This is a genomic window from Microbacterium maritypicum MF109, assembly GCF_000455825.1.
Lineage (GTDB): Bacteria > Actinomycetota > Actinomycetes > Actinomycetales > Microbacteriaceae > Microbacterium > Microbacterium maritypicum_A.
In genome coordinates, this window is the sequence record NZ_ATAO01000228.1 from 66,621 (window position 1) to 86,819 (window position 20,199).

17 protein-coding genes are annotated in these 20,199 nt (G+C 66.8%); 10 read left to right on the top strand and 7 right to left on the bottom strand.

The window, feature by feature from the left end; translation table 11 throughout:
• Positions 1–891 precede the first annotated feature (891 nt).
• From L687_RS39590 to L687_RS39610, 5 genes are read left to right on the top strand one after another with little or no spacing between them, the layout of a single operon-like run.
• On the top strand, positions 892–1,818 hold the full coding sequence (locus L687_RS39590; RefSeq protein WP_021201390.1) for a ParA family protein: 927 nt from the start codon (positions 892–894) through the stop codon (positions 1,816–1,818).
• On the top strand, positions 1,818–2,789 hold the full coding sequence (locus tag L687_RS39595; protein ID WP_021201391.1) for a ParB/RepB/Spo0J family partition protein: 972 nt from the start codon (positions 1,818–1,820) through the stop codon (positions 2,787–2,789). Before L687_RS39590 ends, L687_RS39595 begins: the two co-directional genes overlap by 1 nt.
• A 60-nt stretch (positions 2,790–2,849) precedes the next feature.
• The gene (locus L687_RS39600) at positions 2,850–4,298 is read left to right on the top strand and encodes a sugar porter family MFS transporter (RefSeq protein ID WP_231479931.1); all 1,449 of its coding nucleotides are present in this window, start codon (positions 2,850–2,852) and stop codon (positions 4,296–4,298) included.
• A gap of 9 nt (positions 4,299–4,307) precedes the next feature.
• The gene (locus L687_RS39605) at positions 4,308–4,643 is read left to right on the top strand and encodes a hypothetical protein (protein ID WP_021201393.1); all 336 of its coding nucleotides are present in this window, start codon (positions 4,308–4,310) and stop codon (positions 4,641–4,643) included.
• Between the two features lie 7 nt (positions 4,644–4,650).
• Positions 4,651–5,175, top strand: a complete 525-nt coding sequence (locus tag L687_RS39610) for a GrpB family protein (RefSeq protein ID WP_021201394.1) — start codon at positions 4,651–4,653, stop codon at positions 5,173–5,175.
• Positions 5,176–5,263: 88 nt separating this feature from the next.
• On the opposite strand, the gene trxA is transcribed toward L687_RS39610, so the two are convergent.
• The 4 genes from trxA to L687_RS39630 form a co-directional block, all read right to left on the bottom strand.
• The gene (gene trxA / locus L687_RS39615) at positions 5,264–5,587 is read right to left on the bottom strand and encodes a thioredoxin (protein ID WP_021201395.1); all 324 of its coding nucleotides are present in this window, start codon (positions 5,585–5,587) and stop codon (positions 5,264–5,266) included.
• Positions 5,588–5,651: 64 nt separating this feature from the next.
• Positions 5,652–6,632, bottom strand: a complete 981-nt coding sequence (gene trxB / locus L687_RS39620) for a thioredoxin-disulfide reductase (RefSeq protein WP_021201396.1) — start codon at positions 6,630–6,632, stop codon at positions 5,652–5,654.
• A gap of 119 nt (positions 6,633–6,751) precedes the next feature.
• Positions 6,752–8,368, bottom strand: coding sequence for a murein biosynthesis integral membrane protein MurJ (gene murJ, locus L687_RS39625; RefSeq protein ID WP_021201397.1), 1,617 nt, complete (start codon positions 8,366–8,368; stop codon positions 6,752–6,754).
• Complete coding sequence (locus L687_RS39630) at positions 8,361–10,607, bottom strand: DUF6049 family protein (protein WP_021201398.1); 2,247 nt, start codon at positions 10,605–10,607, stop codon at positions 8,361–8,363. Before L687_RS39630 ends, murJ begins: the two co-directional genes overlap by 8 nt.
• Positions 10,608–10,704: 97 nt before the next feature.
• Here L687_RS39630 and L687_RS39635 point away from each other — a divergent pair, with 97 nt between their 5' ends.
• The 5 genes from L687_RS39635 (at position 10,705) to L687_RS39655 (ending at position 16,500) form a co-directional block, all read left to right on the top strand.
• Positions 10,705–12,213 (top strand): DUF7059 domain-containing protein, encoded by a 1,509-nt coding sequence (locus L687_RS39635; protein WP_021201399.1) that lies wholly within the window; start codon positions 10,705–10,707, stop codon positions 12,211–12,213.
• A 28-nt stretch (positions 12,214–12,241) separates the two neighbouring features.
• Positions 12,242–13,297 carry an LLM class flavin-dependent oxidoreductase gene (locus L687_RS39640; protein WP_021201400.1) on the top strand — a complete coding sequence of 352 codons (1,056 nt, stop codon included), beginning with the start codon at positions 12,242–12,244 and terminating at the stop codon, positions 13,295–13,297.
• A 99-nt stretch (positions 13,298–13,396) separates the two neighbouring features.
• Positions 13,397–14,047 carry a dihydrofolate reductase family protein gene (locus L687_RS39645; RefSeq protein WP_021201401.1) on the top strand — a complete coding sequence of 217 codons (651 nt, stop codon included), beginning with the start codon at positions 13,397–13,399 and terminating at the stop codon, positions 14,045–14,047.
• Between the two features lie 36 nt (positions 14,048–14,083).
• A complete protein-coding gene (locus tag L687_RS39650; protein ID WP_021201402.1) occupies positions 14,084–14,506 on the top strand; it encodes a GNAT family acetyltransferase in 423 nt (140 codons plus the stop codon).
• Positions 14,507–14,556: 50 nt separating this feature from the next.
• Positions 14,557–16,500: an MSCRAMM family protein gene (locus L687_RS39655; protein WP_021201403.1), complete on the top strand. Its 1,944-nt coding sequence runs from the start codon at positions 14,557–14,559 to the stop codon at positions 16,498–16,500.
• 21 nt (positions 16,501–16,521) lie between these two features.
• On the opposite strand, the gene L687_RS39660 is transcribed toward L687_RS39655, so the two are convergent.
• The 3 genes from L687_RS39660 to L687_RS39670 all read right to left on the bottom strand — a co-directional run bounded on the left by L687_RS39660 (position 16,522) and on the right by L687_RS39670 (position 20,199).
• Positions 16,522–18,288, bottom strand: coding sequence for an alkaline phosphatase family protein (locus L687_RS39660; RefSeq protein WP_021201404.1), 1,767 nt, complete (start codon positions 18,286–18,288; stop codon positions 16,522–16,524).
• Between the two features lie 67 nt (positions 18,289–18,355).
• Positions 18,356–19,399, bottom strand: a complete 1,044-nt coding sequence (locus tag L687_RS39665; RefSeq protein ID WP_021201405.1) for an ABC transporter ATP-binding protein — start codon at positions 19,397–19,399, stop codon at positions 18,356–18,358.
• On the bottom strand, positions 19,399–20,199 hold the full coding sequence (locus L687_RS39670; protein ID WP_031208187.1) for an ABC transporter permease: 801 nt from the start codon (positions 20,197–20,199) through the stop codon (positions 19,399–19,401). The genes L687_RS39665 and L687_RS39670 overlap by 1 nt, the downstream gene beginning before the upstream one ends.

Here is a 20,199-nt window from a genome sequence, read left to right on the forward strand (position 1 = left end):
ATTGCGGCCTCTCTTGTGAAAAAGGGGGGGGCTCCCTGTAGATCTGCGACTCGCCGCAAGACCGGGACTTCCTGTGGAGAATGGTCTTCGCGGCGGAGCGCGATCTGGTCGCCGCTTCCCGCTCCGAGGTGCGGGGATTCGCGTGGTTGTCCTCCCAGCGCATGGTCAGGTGTGGATGCACTTCCTCCAGGAATCACTGCGCTGGTATTAGTGTCCGCTCTCGTCCGTGCAGCCCTTCTTCACTCATGTTTCACGTGAAACGGCTCGAGGTAGCGTGGTCGCGCCGCGGGCGGTCATCTCGAGGTACGTCCTTACGAGGCTGATCGGCAGCATCGGGGCTCGCGCGGTGCGCCGAGTCCCGCCCTCTGGCGCAAGCGGCCTTGTCCGTGAGCGCAGTACGGACGAGTTGATGTGAGGAAGAACGCCGCTCTGCGCCAGGCCATGTAAACCTTCGGTTCAGGCGCGTAGCTCGGTCAGCGCGGCTAGGAGAGTGTGGCTCAGGTATTGCGGCCAGGGGGTGCGGCTAGGGGGCGCGGTCAAGGGAATGTAGTTCAGGGAGTGCGCTTCGGTTGGGGTGCACGGGCTCGGGAAGACATTTCAGGAGACGCGGCTCGGCACGAAAGTCCATGGCGCCCCAAAACTGACATACCCAGGCTGTGCCCCGCTGTCGTTCTGCCGGGGAGGAAGCGCCTCCCAGGGTGCACGCGCCTCGCGAACGACCCCCGTTTCACGTGAAACAACGGCCTCGACCGCAAAGTGGGGCCCTCAGACCCCCTGAGATCTCGGATCCCTTTCCGCCCGCAACGCACGCTCGAAGGGCCCACGGCGTACGCTCCGTCATCGAAGGTCAGTCCCAGCGATTAGAGTGGAACGCGGCCCCGAAAGGAGTGGATGTTTCACGTGAAACAGTCCGAGAAGACGTCATCGAACGGATCGTTCGGGATGGATACGCCGCTCGCGCGGGAACTCGCTGACCTCTCCGCGCGCCGGCGCGCACTCGAGGCCACCACCGTGGAGTTCACCGGGGAAACCCGTGTGCTGACGGTGTCGAATCAGAAGGGCGGTGTGGGTAAGACCACTACCGCCGTGAACATCGCCTCCGCCCTGGCGGGAATGGGGGCGAAGGTTCTGGTCATCGACCTCGACCCCCAAGGCAATGCGTCCACGGCCTTGGGTGTGCCGCACAGCGCTGAGATTCCCAGCGTCTACGACGTACTGATCGATGAGCTCCCACTAGCGGACATCGTGCAGGAGAGCCCCGAGGATTCGAACCTCTTCTGTGCGCCGAGCACCATCCATCTCGCGGGTGCAGAGATCGAACTCGTTGCACAGGTCGCCCGAGAGCATCGCCTGCGTCGCGCGCTCGAGGCGTACCTGGCCGACCACCCTATGGATTTCGTCATCATCGACTGCCCCCCTTCGTTGGGGCTGCTCACGATCAACGCCTTCACGGCCGCGACCGAGGTCTTCATCCCGATCCAGTGCGAGTACTACGCCCTCGAGGGATTGAGTCAACTGCTCGGGAGCATTCAGATGATCCAGAAGCACCTGAATCCGGTCCTTCACCTCTCCACGATCCTGCTCACGATGTTCGATGGTCGTACGCGCCTGGCGCAGCAGGTCGCCGAAGAGGTGCGTACGCACTTCCCGGAGCAGGTACTCGAGACGGTCATCCCGCGTTCCGTCCGGGTATCGGAGGCCCCCAGCTTCGGTCAGACCGTGATCGCATACGACGGTCAGTCCGCCGGCGCGATCGCGTACCGTGAGGCCGCTGTTGAAATCGCATCGCGCACAGCGACGCAGAGCAAGGAGAAATGATGGCGAAGCGCACTGGGCTGGGTCGGGGTATCGGCGCCCTCATCCCCACAGCTGATCAGTCGGAACGTCCCGTCGACGTGTTCTTCCCTGGTGCGAGCCTGCGACAGGCGAACGCGGAGACCGCGCCGGAGGTGGAAGCCGACGCACCCGATCTCGAGATCGTCCCCGGCATCCACCTGATCCAGGTCGACCCGAACACGATCGTCGCCAACCCCCGCCAGCCTCGAACACACTTCAACCCCGAAGATCTGGCAGAACTGGTGCACAGCGTGCGTGAGTTCGGTGTGCTGCAGCCCGTCGTGGTTCGCAAGAACACCGAGGGACAGTACGAGCTCATCATGGGCGAGCGGCGCACTCGTGCCGCTCGCGAGGCAGGTCTCGACGTCATCCCCGCGATCGTCCGCGACACCGCCGACGAAGACCTCCTGCGGGACGCGCTGCTCGAGAACCTTCACCGCTCCGAGCTGAACCCGCTGGAAGAGGCCTCGGCCTATCAGCAGCTGCTCGAAGACTTCGGTATCACCCAGGAAGAGCTGGCCACTCGTATCGGACGCTCTCGTCCGCAGATCAGCAACACGATCCGTCTGCTGAAACTGCCGGTGCCGGTGCAGCAGCGGGTGGCGGCGGGAGTCCTGACCGCGGGCCACGCACGCGCGATCCTCAGCCTCGACAATCCCGAGTCCATGCAGCGCCTCGCGGACAAGGTCGTGAACGAAGACCTCTCGGTGCGCGCCACGGAGGAAGCGGCCAAGTCGCAGCCCAGCGCCGGCAAGTCCGTGAAGCCGACTCCCGGTGCACGACGTGCGTACCTCGATGAGGTCGCCGGCAAGCTCGGTGACCGGTTGAACACCCGGGTGAAGATCGCTCTAGGTGCACGAAAAGGCCAGGTCACGATCGACTTCGCTTCGATCCAGGATCTCAACCGCATTCTCGAAGAACTGGGAGAGGGCGGCTACGGCTCGTCGAAGTGATCTCCCGACAGGAGCAGCGCTAGCCTAGACTCGCGTCATCGTGACGACGAGGGGGATGTCATGTCGAGAACAGCCGGCCCAGCAGCCATCAAGCGCCGTGTGATCGCCGTCAGTATCGCGGCCGCGTTGGGTGGTTTCCTCTTCGGATTCGACACCGCCGTGATCAACGGCGCCGTCGACGCGCTGGCGGGCGACGTCTCGGGGTTCGATCTCGGGACGGCCCTGAAGGGCTTCGCCGTGTCCTCGGCCCTCATCGGCTGCGCCGTCGGTGCCTGGTTCGCGGGTCCGGTCTCCAACAAGTACGGCCGCATCCCGGTCATGGTCGTCGCCGCCGCGATGTTCTTCATCTCCGCCATCGGTTCCGGTCTCGCCTTCAGCGTCGTCGATCTCATCATCTGGCGAGTCATCGGGGGCCTCGGCGTCGGTGCTGCCTCGGTGATCGCACCGGCCTACATCGCCGAGGTATCGCCGGCCGCCATCCGCGGGCGCCTCGGCTCCCTGCAGCAGCTCGCCATCGTCACCGGCATCTTCGCGGCACTGCTCTCCGACGCACTGCTCGCCGGTATCGCCGGTGCCGCGGACCAGCCGCTGTGGGGTCTCACCGCGTGGCGCTGGATGTTCATGGTGGCCGCGATCCCTGCCCTGGTCTACGGGCTCATGTCGCTTCGGCTGCCGGAGTCTCCGCGATATCTGGTGCGCAAGGGTGAGCTGAAGAGAGCTGCCGACGTTCTCGAGACCGTCACCGGGACCGTCGATGTGCAGGGGAAGATCGACGAGATCACCGGAACCATCGACACGGAGCGCTCGGAGTCGCTGCGTGACCTGCGCGGCAACCGTCTCGGCCTGAAGCCGATCGTCTGGATCGGCATCCTGCTGTCGGTGTTCCAGCAGTTCGTCGGCATCAACGTGATCTTCTACTACTCGACGACCCTCTGGCAGTCGGTGGGCTTCGACGAATCCAGTGCCCTGCTCACCTCCGTCATCACCTCGGTCACGAACATCGTCGTCACGATCGTGGCGATTCTGCTGGTGGACAAGATCGGTCGCCGGATCATGCTGCTGGTGGGGTCCGTCGGGATGACCGTGACGCTGGGCCTCATGGCGGTGGCATTCTCGTTCGGCACGCTGGACGCGCAGGGGACGGCGACGCTTCCCGACCCGTGGGCCACCATCGCCCTGATCTGCGCGAACGGTTTCGTCGTGTTCTTCGGCGCGAGCTGGGGTCCGCTGGTGTGGGTGCTGCTGGGCGAGATCTTCCCGAACTCGATCAGAGCCGGTGCTCTCGCCGTCGCGGCTGCAGCGCAGTGGGTCGCGAACTTCTTCATCTCCACGACGTTCCCGGCGTTCGCTGAGATCGGCCTCACGTTCGCCTACGGGTTCTACGCGTTCTTCGCGCTCCTGTCGTTCTTCTTCGTGTTCTTCAAGGTGCCGGAGACCAAGGGCAGGGAGCTCGAAGACATGACCGAGAACATGAAGGTGGAGCGCCGGAGGGGCCCGCAGCCGACGTAGGCTTGCAGTATGACCGAGTCCGTACAGCGTCGCGCCAGCCTGGAAGTGCTGCGTGCCGAAGCGGCGGACGAACTCGCGGTTCTCATCCAGGAGCGCCTTCTCGGGGGAGAGGACCCCTGGGAGTTCATGGAAGAGCTCCCCAGCGTCGATGAGCTCGTCGTTTACCTGTTACGCGCGGACAACATCAATGCGAACGACGGCGTGCGTCCCAATGCGGCCCGACACTATCGCGTGCTCCGGCAGATCGCCCTGGAGTACCCGGAGCTGACATCGGCCGTCTGGGGCCTGCTGGACGAGAAGCAGCGGCACCGCCGCTGGGATCCGACCGTCGCCGACGCCTCCTGAGGTGGGCGTGGTTCTCGTTCCCCACGATCCGAGCTGGGCAGCGGTCTTCGAGAACATCGCAGTGGAGCTGAGGGAGTGCGGGAATCCGCACTGGCTCGTCGAGCACATCGGATCCACCGCCATCCCGGGCATGGATGCCAAACCGATCATCGACCTCGCCGTGCGAATCGCAGACGAGGATGACTTCGGGCGGCACCGAGCCGGTCTCGAAGCCGTGGGGTGGAGGCTCGGGAGCGGAGTGCGCAGCCACCGGGTGATGATCTTCGAGCAGGACGGCGTCCGCACGCGAATTGCCCACTTCTTCGGCGCGGACGAGTGGGCTGATGTGAACCAGCGGATACTTCGGGACTGGCTGTTGCAGCATCCGGACGACGTCGAGCTCTACGCACGTGCGAAGCATGCCGCCGTGGGCACCGCCCTTCGGGGAGAGGGCTCGTACAACGACGGGAAGACGGCCGTGATCCAGAACATCCTCGATCGGGCTCGCGCCGCGCGCGGACTGCCGGCCGTCTCGGTGCACGACAAGCACTGAGACGAACGGCGTCGCGGCCGCGATGCGACGCGGAGACGAAGAAGGGGCCGTACCTCCCCGGGAGGTACGGCCCCTTCTTGTCAGAGGATCAGCCGATGAATGCGGCGAGGTCCTTCTCGAGCGCGAACTTGGGCTTGGCGCCGATGATGGTCGTCTTGACCTCACCACCGTGGAAGACCTTCATCGCCGGGATCGACGTGATCTGGTACTTCATCGCCAGCTCGGGGTTCTCGTCGACGTTGAGCTTGAGGATGGTGATCTTGTCGGGGTTGTCGGCCTGGATCTCGTCCAGAACCGGCGCGACCATACGACACGGACCGCACCACTCAGCCCAGAAGTCCACCAGCACCGGACCGTCGGCCTGCAGAACGTCCTGCTCCCAGGTCGCCTGGCTCGTAGCCTTTGCACTCATCAGAGTTCTCCTTGATTCGAGGTTCGTCTGCTACAACAGCCGACGAGGGGAAAGTGTTCCCGGGCTATGCCGAGGCGGTGAGGATCTCAGCGGCCTCGGCCGCCGGGACCTCGACGGAGGCGTCTTCGAAGTCTGCGAGGAAGTGCTCCGCGTCGAGAGCGGCGACCGTCCCCGTGCCGGCAGCCGTGATGGCCTGACGATAGGTGGGGTCGATGACGTCGCCGGCAGCGAAGACTCCGGGAACCGAGGTCTTCGACGAACGGCCGTCGACCCAGATGGTGCCCTCCGACGTCAGCTCGAGCTTGTCGTGCACGAGGTGCGTGCGCGGGTCGTTGCCGATGGCGATGAAGAGTCCGTCGAGCGGGAGGTCGCTGAGGGTGCCGTCAACGGTCGAGCGCAGCTGCACGCCGGTCACGGAGTCACCACCGAGCACCTCGGCGACCTCACTGTTCCAGACGAACTCGATCTTCTCGTTCGCGAAGGCGCGCTCCTGCATGATCTTCGACGCTCGCAGGGTGTCCTTGCGGTGGATGACGTAGACCTTGTCGGCGAAACGGGTGAGGAACGTGGCCTCTTCCATCGCGGAATCGCCGCCTCCGACGACCGCGATCGTCTTCTCGCGGAAGAAGAACCCGTCGCACGTGGCACACCAGGAGACGCCGTAGCCCGAGAGGCGCTCTTCACCTTCGATGCCGAGCTTGCGGTAGGCGGAACCGGTCGCGTAGATCAGGGACTGCGTCTCGTGCTCCGCACCGCTGCCGAGGATGACCTTCTTGACGGGACCGTCGAGCTGCAGCTCGGTGACGTCGTCGTAGACGACCTCGGTGCCGAACTTCTCCGCCTGCTCCTGGAACTTGGCCATGAGTTCGGGGCCCTGGATGCCTTCGGGGAAGCCCGGGTAGTTCTCGACCTCGGTGGTGTTCATCAGCTCGCCGCCGACCTCGACGGAGCTCGCGATGAGCAGCGGCTTGAGGTTCGCCCTGGCCGCGTAGATGGCAGCCGTGAATCCGGCGGGGCCGGAGCCGATGATGATGACCTGACGCATGTGCTCTCCGTCTTAGAAACTGCAGTCGAATGACCTTCGAATGCTTCAACCCATGGTAACCGCGAGGCATTCCCCGCACAGTCTGCGCCGCTGCGCTGGGAGAAGCCTTTGGGGTGGGATCAGCGACCGGGCAGGAAGCGACGGATGAGGGCGCTGCCGGCCTTGAGCTCAGGGGCACGCAGGAGAGCGAGAATCGCGATGTAGACGATCACCACGACGAGCCCGATGATCGCGGTGCCGAGGGTGGCGGGGATCACACCGGAGGTGGCCCATCCGGTGGTGCCACCGAGAAGCTGGAACACTCCCCAACCCGCGAGTCCTGCCGGTAGCCCGGCGATCGCGAAACGAAGGATCGCGATCATCCAGGATGCGACGCCCAGCCCGCCGATCTTGCGGTGGAGCAACCAGGTGGCAACGATCGTCTGGAGGGTGCTGGCAATCGACTGCCCGAGGGCGACGGCCGCGGCGAGCTGAGTCAGGGGAATGACGTCTGCCGAGAGGAGCGCTGCGGCTGCGAGCGCGGTGACGACGATCAGCACACACTGGAAGATCGTGAACCAGAACGGCGTGCGCGTGTCGTCGTAAGCGTAGAACGTGCGCTGGACAATGAAGAGGATGGTCAACGGAATCAGACTGAGCAGGTAACAGAGCAGCACCAGCGCCGCGCCCTGAGCGTCCGGGGCGCTCTCGGTGAAAACACGAGAGGCCGGGATCGCCGCCGCTGCGACGGCAGCGACCGCGGCGACGATGAAGAAGAGGAGAGTTCGGATGCTGCGGGAGATGTCCGCACGTACCTCGTCGTGACGACCGGCCGCAGCATGCTCGCTGATCTGCGTGAAGTACGGCGTACCTATGGAGAGAACGATGACTGAGTACGGCAACATGAAGATTAGCCATGCGTTGCCCGTGACGGCGAGGGAGGCTCCAGTCCCAGAGGCGGCGCTCACGATCCGACCCTGCAGGATGCCAGCCGCCAGCGACGCAAAAGCCATCAAGAAAGTCCAGCCTGCCAGCTTGCCGACCCCTCCCAGTCCGACGCCGCGCCAGCGGAAGTCAGGCCGTAGAGAGAGTCCGGTGCGCCGCCAGAACAGCAGAAGAACGAGCGCTTGGATAGCGATGCCCAGCGTCGCGGTACCGCCGAGCGTTGCGATCATGTCGGGGGTCCAGTCCGCCGACACCCGGGAGACCGGCGAGAACACCCAGCCCAGCACGAGGAACCCGATGATGGAGACGATGTTGTTGACGACGGGCGCCCACGTGAACGGGCCGAAAATGCGACGGGCGTTGAGCGCTTCGCCGAGGAGCGCGTAGAGGCCGTAAAACAGGATCTGTGGGAGGCACCAGTAGGCCAATGCAGTCGCCAAGGCTTGGGTGGTGGGAGAGAGGCCGCCAGCCACGAGCTGGATCAGCCACGGGGCCGCGATCGTCGCAATGGCAGTGACGGCGACGAGTACGACGGTGCCGAGCGTGAAGAGCTTCGAGATGAAGGCGTTTCCGCCGTCGGCATCCGCAGCTGCCTTGACGATCTGGGGCACGATGACCGCCGTGAGGATTCCCACGGAGATGAGCGAGAACACGCTGTTCGGCAATGTGTTGGCAGCGGCGAAAGCATCAGCAGGACCCGACTTGTACGAGCCGATCACTCCGACGAGCACGATGCTGCGGAGCAGGCCGGTCAGTCGAGAGACGAGGGTGCCGGCGCCGATGATGGCGCTCGCGCGGCCGAGACTATTCAATCTGTCTCCCGTCGCCGGTCTTGTCTCCAGTCGTCGGTGCAGGAGCATCGGATTCGGCTTCCACGACCACCTCGTCTTCCGTGGACACCTCCGCCTCCGCGGCCACCTCGTCGAGTTTCTCGAGCTCGGCCTCCGCCTCGGCCTCCTCAGCAGCCTCGTGGCGCTTGCGGCGGACCGTCCGGATCACACCGAGGGTGATCAGGAGGACGGCGAGACCTCCGAAGATGACCAGACCGATGGTCTCCCACTCGGCGCGAACGGCGACTCGGATCTCCTGCTGACCGTGGATCTGCACGCCGGTGGGGCTGTAGAGGCTGAGCCGCAGGTCGACCTCACCGCTGCCGACGCGTGCCGATACCGGGACCTTGACGCGCTTCGTCGAGTTCGCCTCGACGACGGTCTCGGTCATCGGGGTGACTTCGAGGCGCGGGTCGGTCGGCGAGACGAACAGCTGCACCGTCACCGGCCACGGAAGGTCGTTGCGCACGGCGATCGGCAGGTCGGCGTTGGCCGTGAGCAGCTGGATGGTGCTGGACGGCGGGATGCTCACGGCCGCGAGCGTCTCCGTGGTGCGCTTCCGGTGCTTCTCGACACCGTCGGCGAAGGACTTCGCCGACGATCCGACGGCCAGCGTGCGGAGGATCCTGATGCGCTCGGGGCTCAGCAGCACCTGGGGGTCGGTGAGGATCGAGGAGAAGGCGGTGAGAGTGCCCTCATCGGCGAGGAGCTCGTTGACCGCGGTGGCGCGAGCGGGATCGGCCTGGGAGGTGAGGGCGGCCGGAACCGGCGGTGTCGCGCGGAGCGCGGACAGCTCGAATCCGATCGAATCGGCGGCCGAGATCGCGTCGCGCAACGCGTCGGCGTCGCGGTTCTCGTCGCGGTCGAGTCCGACGAGCAGGGGGGCACCGGCGACGCGATCCTCGGCGAGCAGGAGCAGAGCAGCGGCCTCGGCGAGGAGGCGCTGGCGATCGAGCGGGTCCGCTTCGGCCGCGACGTCGGACAAGGACTCGGACAGGCCCGTGTCTGTGACCAGGAGGTCGTTTCCGCCGAGCGTGGCGTGCGCCGCACTCTGTCCGCCGAGCGCTGCCGAGGAGACGACCGTGGTCGTGCCCTCGCCGAGGTAGCGCGTGAACGAGGAGAGGTCGTCGGGTCCGAGGTCGTCGTCCGGCCACAGGATTCGAGGAAGGGCACCCTCGACGGCCGTGAGCTCCTGGTCGTCAGGAAGCTGCGGTGTGTTGGTCGGGCTGGGGGACGGGCCCGGCGTCGCGCTCGGTCCGTCCGTCGAGGAGACGCTGGCAGGTGCCTGCGGGAAGTTCGCGGGATCGAGGAACGGAGCCAGCGTCGTCGGCTGCAGGAGTGCGGGTAGCCCCGCCTGTGCCTGAGCGGTGGCATCCGCATCACCGAACTGCAGTGCGAACCGTGCGTTGGGCAGAGCTTCGAGACGGGTGAGCCAGTCCTGGGCCGACCGCGGCGCTGAGGAGCCGAGCACGCGGATGGCCGTGAGGATCGAGGGGTCGATCGCGAGCACCGCGGTGGTTCCTGCGACACCGTCGAGCTGAGCGGTGAGAGCACCGTCCGGCGCGGTGAGCGCGGCGAGTTCGTCAGAACTGAGCAGCGCCCCACCCTCCGGCGTCGCGGTGACCGGGACCAGGACACCGACCTGCGTCGTCTGGGAGTCCGCCACGACCAGCACGCTCGTGGCGGCGGCCGCGACGGCTGTCGCGCGATCGTCGGTGGCGCTCGCCGTCTTCGCGCCGGTGAGCTCTGCGCGCAGCGGGTACACACCAGGGGTGAGATCGGAGAGGGTGTCGGCGGGCACGAAGACCGTCGCCGTGGCCGACGTGTCGGCCTCGAGTGGCGCCGTCGTCTCGGAACCGATCGTCGCGAAGTCGCCAGGAGCCTCACCCTCGTCGAGCCAGCTCGTGACCGACGCCTCATCCGTCAGGGGAGTCTTGCTGAGCTCCACCTGCACCTGACCGCCGGAGAGCTTCGAATCCGTGTCGTTCTGCAGCGTAATCATCGCCGTGGTCGCGGAACCGGGGGCGACGAGCCCCCGCAGACCTGCGGAGACATGGAACCCGATGCTCTGCTCGTCGTCTGAGGAGGATCCGCCGGCGGCGATGGCGGTGCTCGGGAGAGCGACCGTGTAGGCGCCCAAAGCGATCGCGAGTACAGCGGTCCCGCCTGCGAGCCTTCGCAGGCGCGCACGGAAGCCGTGCTCGGGGGTGATCGCGGTCATGAAGGTCTTCCTCGAACGCCCGGAAAAGGGCTGATCGTGAGTACTGACCCCCTGATTCTAGGAGGCCTGGGGAAGGAGAACCCTGAAGACGCGTAGAGTGACGGCCGTGTCCGACACCCCCGCACCCCACACCGACCCGCTTCTCGTCGCCGCACTCGCTTCTGATCTCGACGCCGCCGACCTGCGTTCCGCGCCCCTTCGCCGACTGTGGGGCGAGGAGGCCGACGATGCCCTCGCCCGCGGGATGAGAGAGCCTATCCTGCGCGCGATCGCCGGTGACGGGGGCGTGCTGGCGACCCTGGGACGCCTCCTGGTGCTCGGCATGCCGCAGCCGCGGGTGGCGGTCGCCGCCGCATTGCCGCAGCTCGGCGTGGACGGGCTCGTGGCGCTCGCACTCGCGAAAGCCGATGCCGATACCGTGACCCCGACCGTCCTGCTGCGTCCACAGTCGTTCGTAGACGCCGACGGCGTCGGGGAGTGGTGGATCGCCAGCGACCTCGATGAGGTCGCGCTCGACGGCCCTCTTCCTCTCGACCACGTGCTCGGGGTCGGCGGGGCGTCGCGCACTCTCGCCGAGACGATCGTTCCCATCCAGGTCGATCGCGCGCTCGATCTGGGGACCGGGTGCGGGATCCAGGCGCTCCTCGTCGCCCGTCGGGCCGGCACCGTGATCGCGACCGACATCTCGGAGCGCGCCCTGGCCTTCGCGGAACTCAACGCCCGCCTCAACGGCGTGGCCAACATCGAGTTCCGACACGGCAGCATGTTCGAGCCCGTCGCGGGCGAGGCCTTCGACCTGATCGTCTCCAACCCGCCGTTCGTCATCACCCCCCGGATGGACGGCGTCCCGGCGTACGAATACCGCGACGGCGGACTGGAGGGAGACGCGCTCGTCGAGCAGTTCGTGCGGAGCGCACCCGCGTATCTGACGCAGCACGGCATCGCCCAGCTGCTCGGCAATTGGGAGTCGCGGGCCGGGATCACGGGCCTCGCACGTCTCGACGCGTGGGTGCCGAGCGACATCGACCTCTGGGTGATCGAACGCGAGGAGCTGTCGCCGCTCGGCTACGCGGAGTTGTGGATCCGTGACGGCGGCACCACACCCCGCGACCCTGCATTCACCCCGTTGCTGACCGCCTGGCTTGACGACTTCGCCGCGCGAGGGGTGACGTCGGTCGGATTCGGCTACGTACTGATGCGGCGAGGCTCGACGCCTCCGCTTCGCCGTACGGAGCGCATCGCCCAGCCGGTCTCCAACGTCGGTGCCGCTCTCGGTACCGGGCTGGCCGCGCACGACGCCCTCGCCGACGGGCTTCCTGCAACGCTGGTGACGGCACCCGATGTCACCGAGGCCCGGCACCTGCTTCCGGGCAACGACGACCCGAGCGTCATCGAGCTGCGACAGGGCGGCGGCTTCGCCCGGACGGTGAACGTGGATCCCGCGCTCGCCGGGTTCGTGGGCGCGTGCGACGGCGAGCTCACCGTGGTGCAGATCGTCTCGGCGCTGGCCGACCTCTTCGAGGTTCCGCTCCCGGATCTGTGGGCCGAGATCGAGCCACGCATCCGGTCACTCGTGCTCGACGGCATCCTGGTACCGGGGGAATAGACGGCGTTTCCATGCGTTGGAATAGATCATGAAGGCTTTCGGATTCCTCTCCTTCGGGCACTATGCGGATGTGCCCGGCTCAGCGACCCGCACCGCGGGGGACATGCTGAAGCAGACCATCGCGATCGCCGAGGGCGCAGACGAGATCGGTGTGAACGGCGCATACGTTCGTGTGCACCATTGGGCGCGTCAGGCGGCTTCGCCGATGCCCCTGTTGACGGCCATGGCGGCGCGCACGAAGCGCATCGAGGTCGGCACCGGGGTGATCGACATGCGCTACGAGAACCCGTTCCAGTTCGCGGAAGAAGCGGCCGCGCTGGATCTGATCTCCGACGGACGCATCGCGCTCGGGGTGAGCCGCGGTTCACCCGAGACGGCTCTGCGCGGCTATGAGACCTTCGGCTACGTCGATGAGGAGGACACCGAGCGCGGGAGCGTCATCGCCCGGGAGAAGTTCGACCTGTTCCTGCGCGCGATCGACGGCGAGGGAATCGCCCCCGGTGATCCCCGCATGGTGGGCGCCGGACGCTACCTCGCGATCGAGCCGCAGTCGCCGACGCTTCGCGATCACGTCTGGTGGGGATCGGGCTCGCGTCCCACCGCGATCGAGACGGGTCGCAAGGGCCTGAACATGATGAGCTCGACGCTCGTCACCGAGGCCACAGGGCAGCCGTTCCACGAGTTGCAGCGTGAGCAGATCGACCTCTTCCGCTCGGCGTACAAGGAGGCCGGTCACACCGGCACACCGCGCGTCTCGGTCAGTCGCAGCGTGTTCCCGCTGGTGTCCGATATGGACCGGGCCTACTTCGGCCTTCGCAGCGAGGAGAACGCCGACCAGATCGGCATCATCGACGGCTTCCGTTCCACGTTCGGCAAGACCTATGCGGCGGAGCCCGACGTGCTGATCGAACAGCTGAAGCAGGACGAGGCGGTGATGGCCGCTGACACCCTGATGCTGACGATCCCGAACCAGCTCGGGCCGGAGTACAACCTGCACGTGTTGGAGTCGTTCGCGAAGCATGTGGCACCTGCACTCGGATGGAAGCCGAACACGGAAGGGCCCGTTCAGGGCGACGCCGTCTGAACACTACCCTCGTCCTTGACAAGGCGTCGCTGAACGCTGACGCTGGGTGACGGCGCGTCGATGGACGCGTCGTCACCCCGTGCAGTTCCGGAGGCAGTCATGACCCGTGTTCGCGTCGATCTCAACATCTCGCTCGACGGCTTCGCCACGACGACGGATCAGACTCCCGAGAACCCGTTCGGCGAGGACTGGGGGCGGTTGACGGCGGCATATACGGCAACCCGCACGTTCCACGAACGCGTCTTCCATGACACCAGCGGGGCGGGCACCACCGGCGTGGACGAGAAGTACGCCTCGCACTACTTCGAGAACATCGGCGCCGAGATCATGGGGGCAGGGATGTTCGGGCTCCACGCGAACCCGGACGACCCCGACTGGCGCGGGTGGTGGGGAGAGGAGCCGCCGTTCCAGGCTCCGGTGTTCGTGCTCACGCACACTCCGCGTCCGTCGATCGAGTTCGCCAACGGCACGAGCTTCCACTTCCTGTCTGCCGAGCCCGAGGAGGCGCTCCGGAAGGCGGTCGCCGCTGCGGATGGACGCGACGTGCGCGTCGGAGGCGGGGCGACGACCGTGCGCGAGTATCTTCGCGCCGGACTCGTCGACGACCTGCATGTGGGGATCACGCCGATCCTGATCGGCAGCGGGATCCGCCTGTGGGACGACCTGCGCGGGTTCGAGTCGGGCTACCGCGTGACCTCGGAGGTCGCCGAGTCCGGTGTCACGCACATCACGTTCTCCCGCGAGGGCTGACCCGGGCAGGCGGGGTCGATCTGGAAAGCTGGACCGGTGCGCATCCGACCGTTCCAGCCCGAAGACACCGATGCCGTCGTGGCCCTGTGGGAGACCGCAGGTCTCACGAGACCGTGGAACGACCCGCTTCAGGACATCGCCCGCAAGGCGACTGTGCAGCCGCATCTCTTCGTGGTGGCGGAGGACGAGACAGGGCGGATCCTCGGTTCGGTCATGGCCGGCTACGACGGACATCGCGGGTGGATGAACTATCTCGCCACGCATCTCGATGCACGAGGGCTCGGGGTGGGCAGGGCACTCGTCGCCCACGTCGAGGCCGGTCTGCGCGAGCTGGGCTGCCCCAAGGTGAACCTGCAGGTGCGGTCGGGGAACGCCCAGGTCGTCGAGTTCTACCGACGCCTCGGCTACGAGATCGACGACACGGTCGACCTGGGCAAGAGGCTCATCGCCGACGTGTAGTCGGGAGGAATCCACTTCTCAGCGATCCGGTATATCAGTACGCTGACGCCATGCGTTTTCGCCGCAACGGGATCATCGCCGGATCGATCGTCCTCATCGCCGTGCTCGTCGGCGCCCTTCCTGCCGCGGCGGCGGTGACGTCGTGGGCTACGTGGGGCCCGCTCGCCGGCACGAGCGGTGCCTACACGACGACGGTGCAGGTGGCGCCCGATCCTGCGCTCACCGCCACCATGACCAGCGACTCTCGCGCCGGGCAGGTCGGGGTCATCTCCGGGACGTCGATCTGGCTGTCCGAGGGCACACCCATCGGGGCGAAGTACGGATCGAGCAGGGACCAGCCGTACCTGAATCTGCGGCCCAAAGCCGACAACGCGATGAGTCCCTCGACGACGACCTACTCATTCGCCGCACCCACTCCGACCTCGGGATGGGCCTTCGCGCTCGGCGACATCGACTCCGACAGCGTGCGCATCCACGCCGTCGCGCCCGACGGGCACGTGCTGAGTGCCGCCGAGCTCGGCCTCCGAGACCGCTTCAACTACTGCGCCCCGGGTGTCGCCGGAAAGCCGGCGTGCAACGGTGCGGCGGACGACGTCCCGGCATGGGATGCCACGACCCTCACCCTGACCGGAAACCCCGCGGCCGCCGACACCAACGGCTCCGCGGCCTGGTTCGAGCCCTCGACCCCCATCCGCTCCCTCAGCTTCATCTTCACCCGCCGGGCCGGTCTTCCCGTCTACCAGACCTGGTTCGTCTCGGCAGCGAACGACATCCGAGGCACCGTCACAGACGCGGTCACCGGTCCTCTGGGCGGTGTCGCCCTGACGCTGACAGACGGCAACGGCTCGATCGTCGACAGGACGACCACTGCATCGGACGGCACCTATTCGTTCCCCGGTTTCATCGCCACCGACGGATACCGCGTGAGCGTGACGGCACCCGAGGACAAGATCGCGGTCGGACAGACCACGACCCCGGTCAACCTCAGCGGCGGCAATGCCGAGGGGGTCGACTTCACGGTGCGAGACATCATCCCCTCGCCCGTCACCGGTCTGGTTGTCGACGTGGACGGCAACCCGATGGCGGGTATCGCGGTCACGATCGGCGGACAGACCATGATGACCGACGCTGATGGACGGTATCTGTTCGACATGGTCCTGGACGGGCCGCAGGAAGCGAGCATCGCCCGTCCGACCGGATACACCGTCGTCAGCGCCCCGCCGGGGTTCGTGGTTCCCGCAGACAACGAGGATCTGATCACCCTCGCCGACTTCGTCATCAAGGCGGATCCGAGTCTGAGCGGCGCCGTACGGTGGAATGGAAGCGGGGTGCCCGGCGTCACGGTCACCGCTGTGCTGCAGGGTGGGGACACGCTCACGGCCGTGACCGGAGCGGACGGCGGATATGCGTTCCCGCGCCTGCCCGCCGGCAGCTACACGGTGACGATGACGACGCCCGAGGGGTATATCGCCACATCTCCTGTCAGCCGCACCGCACCAGTCGCGGGAACGGACGTCACGGGTGTGGACTTCGACCTGGCGCGGTTGGGGGCCATCGACGGCACGGTGCGCACCGACGGCGGCACTCCCATCGGGGGTGTGGTGATCGACGTGAATGGACCCGGGGGTCCCCAGCAGTACACGACTGGCGCCGACGGCACCTACGGTCTCGGCAGCCTCGCTCCTGGAACCTACGAGCTGAGCGTGCGCACGCCGAACGGCAGCAGTGTGGTCGGCGCGGCGACCCGCACCGTCGTGATCTCCGCTGCCGGCGAGTCCATCGAGGGGCAGGACTTCACTCTCGCGGCGGTCGTCGGCCCACCATTGCCGTCGCCCGGTCCTTCGACCGGAAACGGGAACAGCAGCGGCAGCGGACGACTGCCTGCAACCGGACTCGGACCCGAGACGTTCGCCTGGGCGGCGGGCGGTGCGGTCGTGATCATCCTCGGCGCGACTCTCCTGATCGTCTCCCGCCGGCGCTCAGGGCGGCAGTAGCCCGGTGGCCGCAAGTCGCGGTCAACTGCCGCTCGGCGGACCGAACAGCTCCTCGCCGTGCTCGTGCAGCAGCTTGTACGCGTCGGCGAAGGTCTCCGGCTCCTGCTCACCGGGCTTGCCGTATCGCGCGAGGAGTAGGCCGAGCAGACCGCGTGCGGGCGGCGTGAGAGGCTTCAGCTGATCCTTCTCTCCGGGCTGTGGTGCCGTGTCCTCCGGGTTGGGCGGCGTGTAGGCCGGGGTGGTCACCGGCCAGTCGGACGGATGCCGCGGCTTGTCGAGGTTGACGACGTTCAGGAGCGTGTTCGCCGACTCATCCCGGTCGTTGAGGGGCGTCAGGCCGTGCAGGCGAGAGAGGGTCGCGGTCACGGATCCGTGATGCATCTCGTCATGGATGATGCTGCCGCGCTTGGTATAGGCCGAGACGGCGATGGCCGGCACCCGGCACCCGAGCCGATCGAAGGTGAAGCCCATCTCACCCGGGCCGGTCTCGGGCGTCGGCTTCGTCACGGCGGGCGGCGGCACGTGGTCGTAGCACCCGCCGTGCTCGTCGAAGGTGATGAGCAGCAGGGTGTTGACGGCGTTGGAGCCCTTCGGGGAAGCGCTCGTGCGCACCGCCTCGTAGATGTCGTGGATGAGGCGGTCTCCGGCACGCACGTCAGAGATCGCACTGTCGAACACGGCCTCACCGTCGACCTCGCTCTCGCGGGGGGAACCGAAAGGAGGGTGGAAGTCGTTGTGGTCGTAAACCATCCGCGGCTCGATGAAGGCGTATGCGGGGAGCGTGCCGTCCTTCGCCTCGGCGTAGAAGTCCTCCATCGTTCCGAAATGATCGGTGCGCCAATACTTCTCCAGCACCGCCGCATGCAGCATGCCGGTGAACGAGACGAGCTGGAGCTTGTCGATGTAGATCTTCCAGCTCACCTTCTTGTCTTCGAGCCGGTTGAACACCGTGGGCGCTGCCGGCGCATCCAACCACTTCCGGTAGCCGCCTCCGGCCTGGTTGGTCACGAAACCGTGAGACGTGGAGGCGTGGAAGAACGAACGGTTGCAGAAGGTCTGCGAGGGCACTCCGGCGTACCAGTGGTCGAACACCGCGAACTCCGAGGCGAGCGTCGACAGCACCGGCAGCATCTCGGGAGAGAACGAGCCCATGATGTGCGCGGCTTCGTCGGGCCGGGGATCCACACCCTTGCGCAGGCGTCGGAAGTTGATGATGTAGTCCTCGAGGAAACCCGACATCGTGGCCTTCTCGCCGCGCGTCGGGGCGTTGAAGGGCGCGGTCATCTCGTCGACGAAGAGGTCGGCGTTCGTCGGAGGATCGACCGTGCCGAAGATCTGCGTGTTGACGTGCGGGTACTCCTCGCCCGGGTCCGGGTCGGGAAGACTCATGATCCGGTCGGTGTCGCCCTCGTACACGTGCGCGTCGACGACCGTGCCGTCGGAGGCGGTGTTGCTGTAGGAGCCGAATTCCAGACCCTCGAACGTCTCGCCCGCCGGGAGGTTCTCCTTCGAGTACAGGTACCCGAGCAGGTTGTCGAAGGAGCGGTTCTCGCCCATCACGACGACGAGGTGATCGAAACCGGGTTCGCTGCGCGGCGTGAGGGCGGCGAACGGATCGGGATCCGCCGCGAAACCGTCGCGACCGTTACCGGCGATGGAGGCTCCGATGGCCGCGCCGCCGACACCGCCGACCACCGCGCCGGCGAGGGCGGCGCCGCCCACCTTGAAGAAGCCTCGGCGGGAGGCATCGCGGGGGGCGTCGGGGGAGGGGGAATCTTCGTCGGCCATGCCGCGATCCTACGACGGTGCCGCTCCTCGTCGGAGGGCGCCCTCCGACGAGGAGCGGATCTGTTCGTCAGGCCGCGGCGATCCAGAGCACGGCACCCTCTCGCCAGCCGAGACCGGCCGCACCCTCGGGGATCGGCGCCTCGTGCCGCGGACGCACGACGCGCATCCGCTTTCCCGCGAGCTCGACGATGTAGACGACGTCGGCGCCTCGGTAGACATGGGTGACGACCTCGACACGTACCGGAGCGTCGCCTCCGATCGTCGGGGAGAGCCGCAGATCTTCCTGGCGGAGCACCACCTCGCCGGCGCCATCGGGGCCCGCGCCGGTCATCGGCACCTGGATCGTGGTGCCATTCAATGTCGCCACGGCGCCGGAACGGGTCGCAGGCAGCAGGTTCGCGGCACCGATGAAGTCGGCGGCGAAGGGAGTGCGCGGTGCTCCGTAGAGCTCGGCCGGTGCGCCCTCCTGCTCGATCACACCCGCGTTCATGAGGACGATGCGGTCCGAGAGGCTCATCGCCTCCTCCTGGTCGTGGGTGACGAACACGGTGGTCAGGCCGAGCGTGCGGTGCAGTTCCTTCAGCTCGACCTGCATGTCCTCCCGTAGGCGGGCATCGAGGTTCGACAGCGGCTCGTCGAGCAGCAGTACGCGCGGCTCGAACGCGATGGCACGGGCCAGGGCGACGCGCTGCTGTTGTCCGCCCGACAGCTGCGCCGGCATCCGATCGGCCAGGTGGCCCATCTGCACGCGCTCGAGCGCACGGACGGCGAGTTCCTTCTGCTCGGCCTTGGTCTTCTCGCCCGACATGCGCAGACCGAAGCGCACGTTCTCGACGACGCTCATGTGCGGGAACAGCGCATAGCTCTGGAACATCATGCCGAGGTGGCGCTTCTCGGGCGGGAGCCCGGTCACATCCTGGCCTGCGATCTCGATCGTGCCGCCGCTGGGCGACTCGAGGCCCGCGATGCAGCGCAGGAGCGTGGTCTTGCCGCACCCCGAGGGCCCGAGCAAGGAGACGAACTCCCCCGAACGCATCGAGATGTCGATGCCCTTGAGCACCTTCGTCCCTTTGAAGTCCTTGGTGAGAGCAGTGATGGTGAGTGTTGTCATCAGACGAACAACCTTCCCAGGCCGATGATGCGTTCGAGCACGATCATGAGGACGACGGTGAGCAGGACCATGAGAGTCGAGACGGCGGCCACGGTGGGCGACGTGCTGAACTCCAGCTGGCCGTAGATGGCGATGGGCAGGGTCTCGAGCTGCGGAGTACGCAGGAAGAGGGCGATGACCGCATCGTCGAACGAGATGTTGAAGGCGAAGAACGCGCCGGCGGCGATGCCGGGGCGGGCGATGGGGAGCACCACCAGGCGGTAGCGGTTCCAGGTGCTGGCGCCCAGGGTGCGTGCCGCCTCTTCCGTGAAGTGGTCGGCCCTGGTCATGACACCTGTGACGGTGCGCATGACATAGGGGATCGCGATCACGACGTGGATCGCGATCAGGACACCCACATTCGGCGACCCGATCGTGAGTGAGGAGATGGACAGTGCGCCGATGGCGAGGATGATCGTGGGGATCGTCAGCGGCGACATCAGCAGCCCCTGGATGGCGGCACCGCCGGGGACCTTGAAGCGGGTGAGGGCGAGAGCGGCTGCGGTGCCGATGGCTGCGGCGACGATCGCGACCGTGATGCCGACCAGCAGACTCAGCCGAAACGGCTCGAGATACGTGTCGGAGGTGAGCGCCTCGACGTACCACTCGAGCGTGAAGCCCTGACCGGGAAAGGTCAGGAAGCGGTTCTCGCCGATCGAGGCTCCGGCGACGACCATGAGCGGCACGAGCATGTAGAGCGTCACCACGACGCCGAGGACGATGGCGAGGACCCCGCCGAGGATCGGAACGGAACGGACCAT

Excerpts from the sequence above, each read along its gene's own strand:
- L687_RS39655 (WP_021201403.1), top strand. The coding sequence starts at position 14,557 with ATGCGTTTTCGCCGCAACGGGATCATCGCCGGATCGATCGTCCTCATC.
- L687_RS39640 (WP_021201400.1), top strand. The coding sequence starts at position 12,242 with ATGAAGGCTTTCGGATTCCTCTCCTTCGGGCACTATGCGGATGTGCCC.
- L687_RS39670 (WP_031208187.1), bottom strand. The coding sequence starts at position 20,199 with ATGGTCCGTTCCGTTCCGATCCTCGGCGGGGTCCTCGCCATCGTCCTC.
- L687_RS39600 (WP_231479931.1), top strand. The coding sequence starts at position 2,850 with ATGTCGAGAACAGCCGGCCCAGCAGCCATCAAGCGCCGTGTGATCGCC.
- L687_RS39595 (WP_021201391.1), top strand. The coding sequence starts at position 1,818 with ATGGCGAAGCGCACTGGGCTGGGTCGGGGTATCGGCGCCCTCATCCCC.
- trxB (WP_021201396.1), bottom strand. The coding sequence starts at position 6,632 with ATGCGTCAGGTCATCATCATCGGCTCCGGCCCCGCCGGATTCACGGCT.
- trxA (WP_021201395.1), bottom strand. The coding sequence starts at position 5,587 with ATGAGTGCAAAGGCTACGAGCCAGGCGACCTGGGAGCAGGACGTTCTG.
- L687_RS39645 (WP_021201401.1), top strand. The coding sequence starts at position 13,397 with ATGACCCGTGTTCGCGTCGATCTCAACATCTCGCTCGACGGCTTCGCC.
- L687_RS39630 (WP_021201398.1), bottom strand. The coding sequence starts at position 10,607 with ATGACCGCGATCACCCCCGAGCACGGCTTCCGTGCGCGCCTGCGAAGG.
- L687_RS39660 (WP_021201404.1), bottom strand. The coding sequence starts at position 18,288 with ATGGCCGACGAAGATTCCCCCTCCCCCGACGCCCCCCGCGATGCCTCC.
- L687_RS39590 (WP_021201390.1), top strand. The coding sequence starts at position 892 with ATGTTTCACGTGAAACAGTCCGAGAAGACGTCATCGAACGGATCGTTC.
- L687_RS39665 (WP_021201405.1), bottom strand. The coding sequence starts at position 19,399 with ATGACAACACTCACCATCACTGCTCTCACCAAGGACTTCAAAGGGACG.
- L687_RS39605 (WP_021201393.1), top strand. The coding sequence starts at position 4,308 with ATGACCGAGTCCGTACAGCGTCGCGCCAGCCTGGAAGTGCTGCGTGCC.